General features: G+C 68.7%; 13 protein-coding genes. 2 read left to right on the forward strand and 11 right to left on the reverse strand.

Features of this window, described 5'->3' with window-relative positions; translation table 11 throughout:
* Nucleotides 1–113: 113 nt before the first annotated feature.
* From metK to AB0F44_RS07105, 11 genes are all read right to left on the reverse strand, one after another.
* Complete coding sequence (gene metK / locus AB0F44_RS07055) at nt 114–1313, reverse strand: methionine adenosyltransferase (protein ID WP_350658785.1); 1200 nt, start codon at nt 1311–1313, stop codon at nt 114–116.
* 129 nt (nt 1314–1442) lie between these two features.
* Nucleotides 1443–2654, reverse strand: a complete 1212-nt coding sequence (gene coaBC / locus AB0F44_RS07060; RefSeq protein WP_357353955.1) for a bifunctional phosphopantothenoylcysteine decarboxylase/phosphopantothenate--cysteine ligase CoaBC — start codon at nt 2652–2654, stop codon at nt 1443–1445.
* A gap of 70 nt (nt 2655–2724) precedes the next feature.
* The gene (gene rpoZ, locus AB0F44_RS07065; protein ID WP_091041322.1) at nt 2725–3051 is read right to left on the reverse strand and encodes a DNA-directed RNA polymerase subunit omega; all 327 of its coding nucleotides are present in this window, start codon (nt 3049–3051) and stop codon (nt 2725–2727) included.
* A gap of 7 nt (nt 3052–3058) precedes the next feature.
* Nucleotides 3059–3694, reverse strand: coding sequence for a guanylate kinase (gmk, locus tag AB0F44_RS07070; protein WP_357353957.1), 636 nt, complete (start codon nt 3692–3694; stop codon nt 3059–3061).
* A complete protein-coding gene (gene mihF / locus AB0F44_RS07075; RefSeq protein ID WP_168381123.1) occupies nt 3691–4011 on the reverse strand; it encodes an integration host factor, actinobacterial type in 321 nt (106 codons plus the stop codon). The genes gmk and mihF overlap by 4 nt, the downstream gene beginning before the upstream one ends.
* A gap of 162 nt (nt 4012–4173) precedes the next feature.
* Nucleotides 4174–4623, reverse strand: coding sequence for a hypothetical protein (locus tag AB0F44_RS07080; RefSeq protein ID WP_357353959.1), 450 nt, complete (start codon nt 4621–4623; stop codon nt 4174–4176).
* A 12-nt stretch (nt 4624–4635) separates the two neighbouring features.
* Nucleotides 4636–5463, reverse strand: a complete 828-nt coding sequence (pyrF, locus tag AB0F44_RS07085; protein ID WP_357353961.1) for an orotidine-5'-phosphate decarboxylase — start codon at nt 5461–5463, stop codon at nt 4636–4638.
* Entirely contained in the window at nt 5460–6500 is a 1041-nt protein-coding gene (locus AB0F44_RS07090) for a quinone-dependent dihydroorotate dehydrogenase (RefSeq protein WP_357353963.1), read from the reverse strand. The genes pyrF and AB0F44_RS07090 overlap by 4 nt, the downstream gene beginning before the upstream one ends.
* Nucleotides 6497–9832 carry a carbamoyl-phosphate synthase large subunit gene (gene carB, locus AB0F44_RS07095; RefSeq protein ID WP_357353965.1) on the reverse strand — a complete coding sequence of 1112 codons (3336 nt, stop codon included), beginning with the start codon at nt 9830–9832 and terminating at the stop codon, nt 6497–6499. Before carB ends, AB0F44_RS07090 begins: the two co-directional genes overlap by 4 nt.
* A gap of 3 nt (nt 9833–9835) precedes the next feature.
* Nucleotides 9836–10987 (reverse strand): glutamine-hydrolyzing carbamoyl-phosphate synthase small subunit, encoded by a 1152-nt coding sequence (gene carA, locus AB0F44_RS07100; RefSeq protein WP_357353967.1) that lies wholly within the window; start codon nt 10985–10987, stop codon nt 9836–9838.
* A 156-nt stretch (nt 10988–11143) separates the two neighbouring features.
* Nucleotides 11144–12124: an AIM24 family protein gene (locus tag AB0F44_RS07105; protein WP_357353969.1), complete on the reverse strand. Its 981-nt coding sequence runs from the start codon at nt 12122–12124 to the stop codon at nt 11144–11146.
* A gap of 109 nt (nt 12125–12233) precedes the next feature.
* On the opposite strand from AB0F44_RS07105, the gene AB0F44_RS07110 reads away from it, so the two are divergent.
* Complete coding sequence (locus AB0F44_RS07110; RefSeq protein ID WP_357353971.1) at nt 12234–12767, forward strand: endonuclease V; 534 nt, start codon at nt 12234–12236, stop codon at nt 12765–12767.
* A gap of 167 nt (nt 12768–12934) precedes the next feature.
* Complete coding sequence (locus AB0F44_RS07115) at nt 12935–13936, forward strand: PDDEXK nuclease domain-containing protein (RefSeq protein WP_357353973.1); 1002 nt, start codon at nt 12935–12937, stop codon at nt 13934–13936.
* Nucleotides 13937–13939: the final 3 nt, after the last annotated feature.

The raw sequence follows: 13939 nt of genomic DNA on the forward strand, positions 1-13939 counted from the left end.
CATTCCTACCAGCCCGCGCCCACAGAACGCCGAGTCGGCTCATCCTGACCAAAAACCACGCCGAGTCGGCGCGTCAGAACGCGCCGACTCGGCAATTGAGGTGGTGCGGTGGATCAGGCGCCGGCAGCAGCCTTGAGGGCGTCGGCGCGGTCGGTGCGCTCCCAGGTGAACTCGGGAAGCTCGCGGCCGAAGTGACCGTACGCAGCGGTCTTGGCGTAGATCGGGCGGAGCAGGTCGAGGTCGCGCAGGATCGCGGCCGGGCGGAGGTCGAAGACCTCCAGGACGGCCTTCTGGATGTTGGCCTCGGGCACGGTGTGGGTGCCGAAGGTCTCCACGAAGACGCCGACGGGCTGGGCCTTGCCGATGGCGTAGGCGACCTGGACCTCGGCGCGACGGGCCAGGCCCGCGGCGACGATGTTCTTGGCCACCCAGCGCATGGCGTATGCAGCCGACCGGTCGACCTTCGACGGGTCCTTGCCCGAGAAGGCGCCGCCGCCGTGGCGGGCCATGCCGCCGTAGGTGTCGACGATGATCTTGCGGCCGGTCAGGCCGGCGTCACCCATCGGGCCACCGACGACGAAGCGGCCGGTCGGGTTGATGTGGAGCTTGTAGCCGTCGAAGGGAACCGACGCCTTGAACTGCTCGAGCACCGGCTCGATGACGTACTTCTTGATGTCGGCGTGCAGCTGCTCCTGGGTGGTCTCCTCGGCGTGCTGCGTCGAGAGGACGACGGTGTCCACACGCACGGCGCGGCCCTCGTCGTCGTACTCGATGGTGACCTGGGTCTTGCCGTCGGGACGCAGGTAGTCCAGCGTGCCGTCCTTGCGGACCGCGGTCAGCTTCTCGGCCAGCGTCTGCGCCATCTTGATGGGCAGCGGGAACAGCTCGGGCGTGTCGTCGCAGGCGTAGCCGAACATCAGGCCCTGGTCGCCGGCGCCCTGCAGGTCGAGCTCGTCGACCGAGCTGTCCAGGCGGTGCTCCTCGGCGGTGTCGACGCCCTGGGCGATGTCCTGGCTCTGGGCGCCGATGGCGACCTGGACACCGCAGGAGTGGCCGTCGAAGCCCTTGAGGGAGGAGTCGTAGCCGATGTCGAGGATCTTCTGGCGTACGAGCTGGGCGACCGGCGCGTAGGCGTCGGTGGTCACCTCGCCGGCCACGACGACCAGGCCGGTGGTGAGCAGGGTCTCGACAGCCACCCGGCTCTTGGGGTCGTGCTCGAGCAGGTAGTCGAGCACGGTGTCGCTGATCTGGTCGGCGATCTTGTCCGGGTGCCCCTCGGTCACCGACTCCGACGTGAAGAGACGTCCGGTCACGTGTAGCTCCGTTTCAAAGGTTCGTGTGGGTTGTTCAGGAAGGCAAACGTCAATCGTTCTGGTCGACAAACATAGACCCCGAACCCCAGGACCGCAGGGGTGGTCCTCATCGTGGCGCGTGGCGTGTCGTCAGTTTGTACGTTGTTCATCCAGGCGTAAGGCGATCTGGTCCCAGATCACCGCTGCGAGGGCGGATTTCGCCCCTTCCTGCACGTCGACGTGGCCTCCGTCGGCGCCCAGGATGACGGCCTTGTTGACCTCGCTGCCGAAGACCGCGCCGCCGCTGACGTCGTTGACGACGAGCAGGTCGCAGCCCTTCCGCTTCAGCTTGGCCGTGGCGAGCTCGAGCACCGAGCCGGTCTCATCGCCCGTCTCGGCCGCGAACCCCACGACGACCTGACCGGGCTTGGTCCGGTGGTGGGAGATCTCGGCGAGGATGTCGGGGTTCTGCATCAGCTCGATCGTCGGCGCCGACCCGTCGGCGGCCTTCTTGATCTTGGCCTCGCTCACCCCGGTCGGCCGGAAGTCGGCGGGGGCGGCGGCCATGACGACCGCGTCCGCACCGGTGGCCGCGGAGACCACGGCGTCGCGCAGCTCGGCGGTGGTGCCGACACGTACGACCTTCAGGCCGGCGGGGTCGCGCAGGGTCACGTTGGCGGCGACCAGGGTCACCTCGGCGCCGCGGGCGGCCGCGGCCCGGGCGATCGCATAGCCCTGGAGTCCGGACGAGCGGTTGCCGAGGAAGCGAACCGGGTCCAGGTACTCCCGGGTGCCACCGGCCGAGACGACGACGCGACGACCGACGAGGTCGGCACGCCCGCCATGGGTGAGCACAGCACGGGAGAGCTCGAAGATCTCGGCCGGGTCGGGCAGACGGCCTTTGCCGGTGTCCTTGCCGGTCAGTCGGCCCTCGGCGGGCTCGATGACGATGTTGCCGCGCTCGCGCAGGGTGGCGACGTTGGCCTGGGTCGCCGGGTGCTCCCACATCTCGGTGTGCATCGCCGGGGCGAAGACGACCGGGCAGCGCGCGGTGAGCAGTACGTTGCTGAGCAGATCATCCGCGAGGCCGTGGGCCGCGCGGGCGAGCGTGTTGGCGGTCGCGGGCGCGACCACGACGAGGTCGGCCTGCTGCCCGATGCGTACGTGCGGGACCTCGGTGATGTTCTCGAAGACGCCGGTGGCGATCTCCTTGCCCGACAGCGCCGCCCAGGTGGGGGCGCCGACGAACTCGAGGGCGGCGGCCGTGGGGACCACGGTGACGTCATGGCCGGACTCGGTGAACCGGCGCAGCAGCTCGGCCGCTTTGTAGGCGGCGATGCCGCCGGCGACCCCTAAGACCACGCGCGGCCGCTCCCCCTCGAGGGGAGCGGCCGAAGTGGTGCTGTTGGTGGACAGCGGAAGACCTGGACGATCAGGCGTCGGCGGCAGGCGCCTCGGCAGCGGCAGCCTGAGCCGCAGCCTGGGCGGCCAGCTCGGCCGGGTCGATGTCCTCGCAGGTCAGCAGGTCCTCGTTGATCTCGCGCAGCGCGATCGAGAGGGGCTTCTCCTGAACGTGGGTGTCGACCAGGGGGCCGACGTACTCGAGGAGGCCTTCGCCGAGCTGGGAGTAGTAGGCGTTGATCTGGCGAGCCCGCTGGGCGCTGTAGAGAACCAGCTTGTACTTGCTGTCGGTCTTCGTCAGCAGGTCGTCGATCGAGGGGTTGGTCACGCCCTGGGCGTCGATCTGAGGGGCAGCCACGTGAGCCTCACTTGTCGGCTTGGTCGGATTTCTTGCTCGGAAGCCCGAGCGTCATCAAGGTTACCAACTCATCGGCTGCCTGATGAACTTCGTGGTTCACGATCGTGACGTCGAACTCCTTCTCCGCCGCCAGTTCGACCCGCGCGGTCTGCAGGCGGCGCTCCCGCTCGGCCTCGGTCTCGGTGCCTCGACCGACCAGCCGGCGGACGAGCTCGTCCCAGCTCGGTGGGGCCAGGAAGACGAAGATCGCCTCGGGCATGGTCTCGCGCACGAGCCGGGCGCCCTGCAGGTCGATCTCGAGCATCGCCGGGCGTCCCTCGGCCAGCGCCTTGTCGACGGGGCCACGAGGGGTGCCGTAGCGCGCCATGTTGTGGACCGTGGCCCACTCCAGCAGCTCGCCACCGGCGATCATCGCGTCGAACTCCTCGTCGGAGACGAACAGGTAGTGCACACCGTGGACCTCGCCCGCGCGCGGCTTGCGGGTCGTCGCCGAGACGGACAAGAAGACCTCGGGGTGGTCGTCGCGCACCGCCGCTGAGACGGTGCCCTTGCCGACCGCGGTCGGACCGGCCAGGACGACCAGTCGCTTCTCGTGGCCTTCGCCGGCACCGGCCGGGGTCTTCTCGTCCGCCATCAGACTCATCGGCGAGCGAACTCCTCGACCAACGCGGCCACCTGCTTCGGGCCGAGGCCCTGCACACGGCGGCTCATCGCGATGCCGAGACGCTCCATCATCTGGGTTGCCCGCACCTCACCGAGGCCGGGGTGGGAGGTCAGCAGGTCGATGACCTTCATCTTGCCGACGACCTCGTTCTTCTTCCCTTCCTCGATGACCTCGAGGACGGACATGCCGCCAGTGCGGACCTTGTTCTTGACAGCAGCCCTCTCCTGGCGCGAGGCCGCGGCTTTGACGAGCGCGGCAGCGCGCTGTTCAGGGGTGATGTCCGGAGGCAGAGCCACGAAGACTCCCTTTCACGATCAATGTGTGTCGACAGGGCAACCGGGTCGCGCGGTACAGGGATCGTGCCCCCCGGCTGAGCGCTGAAAGTAAGCGCTCGCGCCAATCTAGCCATTACGTTGCCGGGGCGGCAATCGGGGTCGCATAACTGGTGTCCATTCGGTTCACAGGGTCAGGGACGTGTGACAGACGTCCCGGGCTTGCTGCTGGACGCGTACGGACGCCTCCTGGGTCTTTGTGCTGCTCACCTTCGTGGCCGCGTCGGCGATCTTCTTCGCCTCGGCGTCGCTGACGCCCTCGGGCGGCTCTCCGTTCTCGAAGTCGTCGGCAGAGACGCCGGCCTCCTCCAGAGCCTTGCTGAGCCCCGAGATCGCTCCCGTGAGCGTCTTCCAGTCCTTCTCGATGTCGTCGGGCGCGTTGCGCTCGAGGTCCTCGAAGATCGGCAGGGCGGCGATCAGCCCGCTGGTGCCGCCCTCCCCCAGGGTGTTCGTCAGCTCCTCCTGGTGCCCCTCGAGGGACTCGCAGTAGTCGTCGATCGGATCACCGCACGAGCTCAGGCTCGTGGCGAGGATCGGCAGGACGAGGAGCTGGGCGGCCATCCGGAGACTGGTCATGGCGCCAGTGTGTCAGCCGAGCTCGTCTCGCAGCCTCAGGGCCTCGTCGCGCAGCGCGGCCACGTTCGGGCCCTTGCGCAGCAGTCCGCGGCTGGTGCTGGCGACCACGTTGGCGTTGGCGGCACCGAAGATCCGGGCGAGGTCGCCCGGGGTGCCGCCCTGCTCACCGAAGCCCGGCGCCAGGATGGGGCCGTTGAACCCGAAGTCGTACGCCACCCCGGCACCGTCCGCGCCGTCGATCGTCGCACCGACGACCGCGCCGAAGGAGCCCAGCGGGGTCTCGGACTCGTTCAGCCGGCGCAGGTGGTCGAGCATGACCCGGCCGACGCTGCGGCCGTCCTCGACCGTCGCGTGCTGCACCTCGGGGCCCTCCTTGTTGGAGGTCAGGGCGAGCACGAACAGCCCGGCGTCGAACTTCGTGGCCGTCTCGACGAACGGCGTCAGCGACCCGAAGCCCAGATAGGGGCTCACGGTCACCGCGTCGCTGCCGAGCGGGCTCGCGGGATCGAGGTAGGCGTCGGCGTACGCCTGGCTGGTGGAGCCGATGTCGCCGCGCTTGATGTCGAGGAGCACCAGCGCCCCGGCGGCCTTCGACTCCGCGATGACCCGCTCCAGCACCGCGACGCCACGCGAGCCGAAACGCTCGTAGAAGGCGCTCTGCGGCTTGACGACGGGGACATGGGGAGCCAGGCCCTCGACCGCGGTCAGGGCGAACCTCTCCAGGCCGGCGAGGTCGTCGTTCAGGCCCCAGTCGAGGAGCAGCGAGGCGTGCGGGTCGATCCCGGCGCAGAGCCTCCCCCGCTTGGCGAGGGCGGCGGCGTAGCGGGAACCGAAGGTCATCGAGCCACTCCGTTCGCGATCCGGCGGGCATAGCCGGGACCTTCGTAGATGAACCCGGTGTAGCCCTGGAGCAGGTCGGCACCGGCGGCGAGGCGCTCGCGGGCGTCCTCGACGGTGGCGATGCCACCGACACCGATGAGCGTCATCTCGGGACTGACCCGGCTGCGGAGCAGCCGCAGGACGTCGAGCGCACGCGACTTGAGCGGGGCGCCGGAGAGACCGCCCGCACCGGCCGCGGTGATCTCGGCGGGCGCCGAGGCGAGGTGCTCCCGGCCGATGGTGGTGTTGGTCGCGATGATCCCGTCCAGACCGATCGCGCCGGCCAGGTCGGCGACCTCGACGACGTCGGAGTCGGCCAGGTCCGGGGCGATCTTGACCAGCAGCGGGACCCGGTGCTTCGTGACCTGGTCGGCGATGGAGCGGACGTGCTCCAGCAGCGGCTGCAGCTTCTCGACCGACTGCAGGCTGCGCAGGCCGGGCGTGTTGGGCGAGGAGACGTTGACCACCAGGTAGTCGGCGTAGGGAGCCAGCAGCCGCGCCGACTTGGCGTAGTCGGCCTCGACGGCCGCCTGGTCGTCCTCCGGGACGAGCTTGGTCTTGCCGATGTTGATGCCGAGGACCGGCCCGCCCGCGGCCGTGCCACGGCGCTCCAGACGGCTCGCCAGCCGGGCGGCGACCGCCTCGGCACCGTCGTTGTTGAAGCCCATCCGGTTGATCACGGCGCGGTCGGCGGGCAGCCGGAACAGGCGCGGCGCGGGGTTGCCCGGCTGCCCTTCCCCGGTGACCGTGCCGATCTCGACGTGCCCGAAGCCGAGCCCGCCGAGCGCGTCGATCCCGACCGCGTTCTTGTCGAAGCCCGCGGCCAGGCCGATCACGTTCGGGAAGGTGAGCCCCATCGTGTGCACCGGGGATCCGGGCGTACGTGTCCTGGACAGCGCCGGCCCGGCGGCCCGGATCGCGGCGAAAGCCTGCTGGTGGGCACGCTCCGGATCCGTCTTCGTCAGTACCTTGTCGAACAGGGTCCGGTAGGCCTTCACTTCGACGACACCCCACCGTCGTGGTGGCCGACGACGTCGCGCCACTCCTGCAGGCTGCGTACGTCGATCTCACCGCGCCGCAGCGCCTCGATGCCCTGTACGGCGGCGCCGAGGCCCTGGACCGTGGTGATGCAGGCGATGTTCGCCATCACCGCGGCGGTGCGGATCTCGTAGCCGTCCATCCGGGCAGACTTGGCGTTGGAGGTGCCGTTGGGCGTGTTGATGACCAGGTCGACCTCGCCGTCGAGGATCCGCTGCACGGTGGTCTTCTCACCATCGGGACCAGTGCCCTCGGAGTGCTTGCGCATCAGCCGCGAGGGCACGCCGTTGCGGCGCAGCACCTCGGCGGTGCCCTCGGTCGCGAAGATCTCGAAGCCGTGGTCGGCGAGCACCTTGATCGGGAAGATCATGGTGCGCTTGTCGCGGTTGGCCATCGAGACGAAGATCCGGCCCTGGGTCGGCAGCGGGCCGAAGGCGCCGGCCTGGCTCTTGGCGAAGGCGCGGCCGAAGTCGGAGTCGAGCCCCATCACCTCGCCGGTCGACTTCATCTCCGGCCCGAGCACGGTGTCGACCTGCTGACCCTCCGGGGTGCGGAACCGGTTGAACGGCATGACCGCTTCCTTGACCGCGATCGGCTGGTTGGGCGGCAGCGCCCCACCGTCGCCGGTCGCCGGAAGCACGCCGGCCGTACGCAGCTCCGCGATCGACTCGCCGAGCATCACCCGCGCCGCGGCCTTGGCCAGCGGGGTCGCGGTCGCCTTGGAGACGAACGGGACGGTGCGGGAGGCGCGCGGGTTGGCCTCGATGACGTAGAGCACGTCGGAGCCGAGCGCGTACTGGATGTTGAGCAGACCGCGTACGCCGACACCTTCGGCGATCGCCAGGGTGGCGACGCGGATCCGCTCGACCTCGGCGGCGCCGAGAGTGATCGGCGGCAGCGCGCAGGAGGAGTCGCCGGAGTGGATCCCGGCCTCCTCGATGTGCTCCATGACGCCGCCCAGGAACAGCTCGGTGCCGTCGTAGAGGGCGTCGACGTCGATCTCGACGGCGTCGTCGACGAACTTGTCGACCATCACCGGCTTGTCCGGGGTGACCTCGGTCGCGGCCTCGATGTAGGAGCGCAGCGCGTCGTCGTCGTAGACGATCTGCATGCCGCGTCCGCCGAGGACGTAGGAGGGACGCACCAGGACCGGGTAGCCGATCTCCGCGGCGATCTCGCGGGCCTCGTTGAACGTGGTGGCCATGCCGTGCTTCGGCGCGACCAGGCCGGCCTTGTGGAGCACCCGCCCGAAGGCGCCGCGCTCCTCGGCGAGGTGGATGGCCTCGGGGCTGGTCCCGACGATCGGCACCCCGTTGTCCTTGAGCGCCTGCGCGAGCCCGAGCGGGGTCTGGCCGCCGAGCTGGCAGATGACCCCGACCACCGGTCCGGCCTGCTGCTCGGCGTGGACGATCTCGAGCACGTCCTCCAGGGTGAGCGGCTCGAAGTAGAGCCGGTCGGAGGTGTCGTAGTCGGTGGAGACCGTCTCCGGGTTGCAGTTGACCATCACGGTCTCGTAGCCGGCCTCGCTCAGCGCGAGGGAGGCGTGCACGCAGGAGTAGTCGAACTCGATGCCCTGCCCGATCCGGTTGGGTCCGGAGCCGAGGATGATCACGGCCTCCTTCTCCCGGGGCGCGACCTCGGTCTCCTCGTCGTAGGAGGAGTAGTGGTAGGGCGTACGCGCCTCGAACTCGGCCGCACAGGTGTCGACCGTCTTGTAGACCGGGCGGATGTTCAGCGCGTGGCGTACGCCTCGGACGACGTCGGCCGTCATGCCGCGCATCTTGCCGAGCTGGTAGTCGGAGAAGCCGTGGCGCTTGGCGTAGCGGAGCACGTCGGCGGTCAGCTCGGGCGCCGCGATGATCTCCTGGGCGATCTCGTTGATCAGGAAGAGCTGGTCGACGAACCAGGGGTCGATCTTGGTGCTCTCGAAGATCTCCTCCGGCGTCGCACCGGAGCGGATCGCGTCCATGACCCGCTTGAGCCGACCGTCGGTGGGGACCTTGATCTCCTCCAGCAGCGCGGGCTTGTCGAGCTCGACGATCTCCTGGGTCCAGTCGAAGACCGCCTCGGGCTTCTCGAGGCTTCGCAGCGCCTTCTGGAGGGCCTCGGTGAAGTTGCGGCCGATCGCCATCGCCTCGCCCACGCTCTTCATGTGGGTGGTCAGGGTCGTGTCGGCGCCCGGGAACTTCTCGAAGGCGAAGCGCGGAACCTTGACGACGACGTAGTCGAGGGTCGGCTCGAACGAGGCGGCGGTCGAGCCGTTCGGCCCGGCGGTGATGTCGTTCTCGATCTCGTCGAGGGTGTAGCCGATCGCGACCTTCGCGGCGATCTTGGCGATCGGGTAGCCGGTCGCCTTGGAGGCCAGCGCCGAGGAGCGCGAGACACGGGGGTTCATCTCGATGACGATGATCCGGCCGTCGGCCGGGTTGACGGCGTACTGGATGTTGCAGCCGCCCGTGTCCACGCCGACGGCGCGGATGATACCGATCGCCAGGTCGCGGAGCTTCTGGTACTCGCGGTCGGTCAGCGTCAATGCCGGGGCGACGGTGATCGAGTCGCCGGTGTGCACGCCCATCGGGTCGAGGTTCTCGATCGAGCAGACGATGACCGAGTTGTCCTTGCGGTCGCGCATGACCTCGAGCTCGTACTCCTTCCAGCCGAGGATGGACTCCTCCAGGAGCACCTCGGTGGTGGGGCTGGCCGCGAGGCCGGCGCCGCCCAGACGCCGAAGCTCGGTCTCGTTGTACGCGAAGCCCGAGCCCGAGCCACCCATGGTGAAGCTCGGCCGGATGACCACCGGGTAGCCGAGCACCTCGGCGCCGGCGAGCAGGTCGTCGATGCTGTGGCAGATGACCGACTTGGCGCTCTCGCCGCCGAGCTCGGCGACGATCTTCTTGAACTCCTCGCGGTTCTCGCCGCGCTGGATGGCGTCGATGCTCGCGCCGATCAGCTCGACGTCGTACTTCTCCAGGATCCCGCGCTCGTCCAGCGCCACCGCGCAGTTGAGCGCGGTCTGGCCGCCGAGGGTGGCCAGGAGGGCGTCGGGGCGCTCCTTGGCGATGACCTTCTCGACGAACTCCGGGGTGATCGGCTCGACGTAGGTCGCGTCGGCGAACTCCGGGTCGGTCATGATCGTGGCCGGGTTGGAGTTGACCAGGACGACCCGGATCCCCTCCTCGCGCAGCACGCGACAGGCCTGGGTGCCGGAGTAGTCGAACTCGCAGGCCTGGCCGATGACGATCGGCCCGGAGCCGATCACGAGCACGGACTTGATGTCCTCGCGCTTGGGCATCGCTCAGACCTCCTTCGCCATGAGAGAGATGAACCGGTCGAAGAGGTAGGCGGCATCGTGCGGGCCGGCCGCTGCCTCCGGGTGGTACTGGACCGAGAAGCCTTTGAGCTTCCCCGTCTCGGCGTCCTTGAGCTCGAGGCCCTCGACGCAGTCGTCGTTGAGGTTGACGTGGGAGACGGTCGCGATGCCGTATTCGGTCTTCGTCTCCTCACCGATCGGCGCGTCGACGGCGAAGCCGTGGTTGTGGGCGGTCACCTCGACCTTGCGGGTGGTGAGGTCCATGACCGGCTGGTTGATCCCGCGGTGACCGTACTTCAGCTTGTACGTCCCGAAGCCGAGCGCGCGGCCGAAGAGCTGGTTGCCGAAGCAGATGCCGAAGTAGGGGATGTTCTCGGCCAGCGCTGCCTTGAGGAGCTCGACCTGGCCGGTGGTCGCGGCTGGGTCGCCGGGGCCGTTGGAGTAGAAGAGCCCGTCGATGCCCCCAGATTCGGCATTGATGGCGAGGACGTCCTCGAGGGACGCGGTCGCCGGGAGGACGTGGACCTCGATGCCGCGCTCGGCCATCCGCTCCGGGGTCATCTCCTTGATGCCCAGGTCGAGGGCCGCGACGGTGAACCGCTTCTCGCCCTTGGCGGGGACGACGTACGCCTCCTGGGTGCTGACCGCGTCGGAGAGGTTCGCACCGCTCATCTCGGCGCTGGCGAGCACCTTCTTCAGCAGGGCCTCGGGGTCGGTCTCGATCGTGGAGATCCCGACGCGCATCGCGCCGCGGTCGCGCAGGTGGCGGGTCAGGGCGCGGGTGTCGATCCCGCTGATGCCGACCACGGACTGGTCACGCAGGTCGTCATCGAGGGTGCGCTGGGCGCGCCAGTTGGAGGGGACCCGGGCTGGGTCGCGTACGACGTATCCGGCCACCCAGATCCGACGGGACTCGGGGTCCTCGTCGTTCACGCCGGTGTTGCCGACGTGCGGGGCGGTCATCACGACCACCTGCTGGTGGTAGCTCGGGTCGGTCAGCGTCTCCTGGTAGCCCGTCATACCGGTGGAGAAGACCGCCTCGCCGAAGGTCTCACCCTCGGCACCGAACGACTCCCCCCGGAACGATCGACCATCCTCGAGTACGAGGAGTGCTTCTTTGTGGGCATGCAGCGGCACGCCGTACCTCCTTCTCCGCCTCACAGGACGGTGCTTAAAGGATGTCGGTCAACTTGCTGGTGACAGTATCAAGCAGATGCCGGTTGACGGCAGTTGGCGTCCGCCGCGTACGCCAGCACTGTGACGTACGCGGCATTCGGCCGGCGGTGGTCGGGCTCAGCTGTGCGAGTGGGGCGGCACGACCCCGCCCTCCGACGGCTGGACGATGACGAAGCCGGCGCCGTGGAAGGCGACCTGGAACGCCTCGCCGCTGCCCCGGCCGATGAGCGCACCGGCGGTGAACGACTTCTGCAGGCTGGTCTGCAGGCCGAGCGACCAGCCGACGACCGCGTTGGTGTCGGTGAAGGTCGGCGCCTCGCCGGCGTTGAGAACGACCGGGTCACCCTCGGTGGTGACGGCGATCCAGCCGGTGCCGCGCAGCGTGGTGTTGAAGAGACCGCCGGTGAGCATGCCGGCGCCCTGGACCCGCTCGATGTTCCACTGCAGGCCGCCGGAGAAGGCGAGCACGTGGTCACCGTTGATCGAGACGCCGGAGTTGTTCAACTGGAGGATGTGGACCTCCTTGGCCGCGTCGGCCAGGAAGACGTCGCCCTGACCCTCGACACCCATCAGGCTGAGGCCCTCACCGGTCACGGCCTTCTTGAGGAACTTCCCCACGCCGCCGCCCTGGTACTTGAACTGCACGTTGCCCTGGTAGGCCACCATCGAGCCCTGGCGCGCCTGGAACGGCTCGCCGACGCGTACGCGCAGGAGCCTCTTGTTCTGCAGCACCGCCCCCTCGCCCTGGATCTCGGCGAAGCGGCCGTCGATCAGGTCACCCGAGATCCCGGCGAACGGGTCCCCAGTGGGCTGCTGGGCCTGCGCGGGCTGCTGCCCGTACTGCGCGGCCTGCTGCCCATACTGGGCGGACGCGGCCTGGGCCGGCTGCGCCTGGGCGCTCTCGCCGTACGCAGCCTGCACCGCCTGCGCCGAACCGACCTGAGTCGGCGCCTCCTGCTCCACAGTGGCCTGAGGCGGCGTCAGGGGCGCCGTCGACTGCTGCCCGCCCGTGGACACGTGCTCGGTCCACTGGCTCCCGTCGTAGTAGCGAAGCTCGGCCTGTCCGGTCGGGTCCGGGTACCACGCTGCGTCCGTCATCTCTAACCCTTGCGTTCACGGACCCACATCGGTCCTTCTCGCCTCCATCCTGGCATGTGCCGGATGCGCGACTCGCCGGTGTTCCACTCGGTCGCCCTATTCTGTGACCGTGACGACCAGGTTCGGTGCGACCGACGTCCACTACCCGCCATCCGGTGGGGGGCATGCGGCCCTGGTGGTGAGCATCGAGCCGGAGTTCACCTCGATCAGCGAGGAACGTACGGCCTGGCTCGACACCGTCGCCGACTACGCCCCTGGCAGGTTCTACGAACGAGAGCTGCCCGCCTTGACGGCCCTCCTCGCTGACGCCGATCCGCTCGACGTACTCATCGTCGACGGCTACGTCGACCTCGACCCGACCGGACGGCCCGGCCTGGGATGGCATGTCTGGGACACGGGGCTCGCGCCGGCAGTCATCGGCGTCGCCAAGACCAGCTTCCGCGCCGCCACCCACGCCGAGCCCGTCCTCCGCGGAACCTCGACAAGGCCGCTGTACGTCACAGCCGCGGGAATGCCGCTGGCAGATGCCGCTCACCTGGTCCGCACCATGGCTGGCTCCGCCCGCCTACCTGATGCGCTGCGGCTCGTCGATCGCCTCGCCCGCGCCGCGCCTCCAGTCTCCGGCGACGAACAGATGATCTAATCAAGGCAACTCAGGCGATCACTCCGAAGTACCGGGCCAGCCAGGTCTGCGAGAAGGGGCCGCCAGTCGCGAGGGTAAGTAATAGCGCCACAGGCGCCTCCAGGAGCGGCGAACGTACCGCCTGCGATCGCAGGCGGTGATTCGTACGCCTCCAAGGAGAACGACCCATGACCGACAACCTTTCACTGCCCGACGGCTACGCCACTTGGCTTAGCGACCTCAAGACCCATATCCGCAGCGCACAGCAACAGGCGGCAGTCGCGCTCAACGCAGCCATGATCCGGCTCTACTGGGACATCGGCCACGAGATCGTCGTCAAGCAAGAAGCCGAAGGCTGGGGTAGCAAGGTCGTCGAACGACTCGCCGGCGATCTGCGGCAGGCCTTCCCGGGGATGACCGGATTCTCACGTGCAAACCTGATGTACATGCGCTCGTTCGCGGCGGCCTGGACCCGGGAGGCAATTGTCCAACGGCCGTTGGACAACTTGTCCTGGGGCCACAACATCGAGTTGCTCAGCAAACTGAAGAACACCGATGAACGGCTGGCGTACGCCGCCGCGGCAGTCGAACACGGCTGGTCCAGGGCCGTGCTCGTCCATCACATCAGCCTCCGGACCCTCGAGCGATCCGGACGAGCGATCAGCAACTTCGAACGTACGCTTCCGCCGGAGACCTCCGATCTCGCTCGAGAGATCGTCAAGGACCCCTACAACTTCGAGTTCCTCGGCGTCGGCGGCGAAGCCATGGAGCGCGAGATCGAGAAGGCCCTGGTCGACCACGTCACCGAGTTCTTGGTCGAGCTCGGGGTCGGGTTCGCGTACGTCGGGCGTCAGGTGTGCCTCGAGGTCGGTGGAGAGGACTTCTTCATCGACCTGCTCTTCTATCACCTCAGGCTGCGCTGCTACGTCGTCATCGAGCTCAAGGCCGGGAAGTTCAGGCCCGAGCACCTGGGGCAGCTCAACTTCTATCTGGCGGCGGTCGACGGGGAGATGGCGCATCCCGACGATGCCCCGACGATCGGGATCCTGCTGTGCCAGAGCCGCAACCAGGTTGTCGCGGAGTACTCGCTGCGCGGTTCAACACAGCCACTTGGTGTAGCCGAGTATCAGTTGCGGGCCAGCCTGCCGAGTGTCGAGCGCCTCCAGCAGGAGCTGAGCGGTCCTGAGTGAGCC

This window comes from Nocardioides sp. NPDC023903 (genome assembly GCF_040639295.1).
Lineage (GTDB): Bacteria > Actinomycetota > Actinomycetes > Propionibacteriales > Nocardioidaceae > Nocardioides.

Bases quoted from the DNA above. Each gene is read 5' to 3' on its own strand.
- AB0F44_RS07080 (WP_357353959.1), bottom strand. From the start codon at position 4,623: ATGACCAGTCTCCGGATGGCCGCCCAGCTCCTCGTCCTGCCGATCCTC.
- pyrF (WP_357353961.1), bottom strand. From the start codon at position 5,463: ATGACCTTCGGTTCCCGCTACGCCGCCGCCCTCGCCAAGCGGGGGAGG.
- AB0F44_RS07105 (WP_357353969.1), bottom strand. From the start codon at position 12,124: ATGACGGACGCAGCGTGGTACCCGGACCCGACCGGACAGGCCGAGCTT.
- carB (WP_357353965.1), bottom strand. From the start codon at position 9,832: ATGCCCAAGCGCGAGGACATCAAGTCCGTGCTCGTGATCGGCTCCGGG.
- gmk (WP_357353957.1), bottom strand. From the start codon at position 3,694: ATGAGTCTGATGGCGGACGAGAAGACCCCGGCCGGTGCCGGCGAAGGC.
- AB0F44_RS07115 (WP_357353973.1), top strand. From the start codon at position 12,935: ATGACCGACAACCTTTCACTGCCCGACGGCTACGCCACTTGGCTTAGC.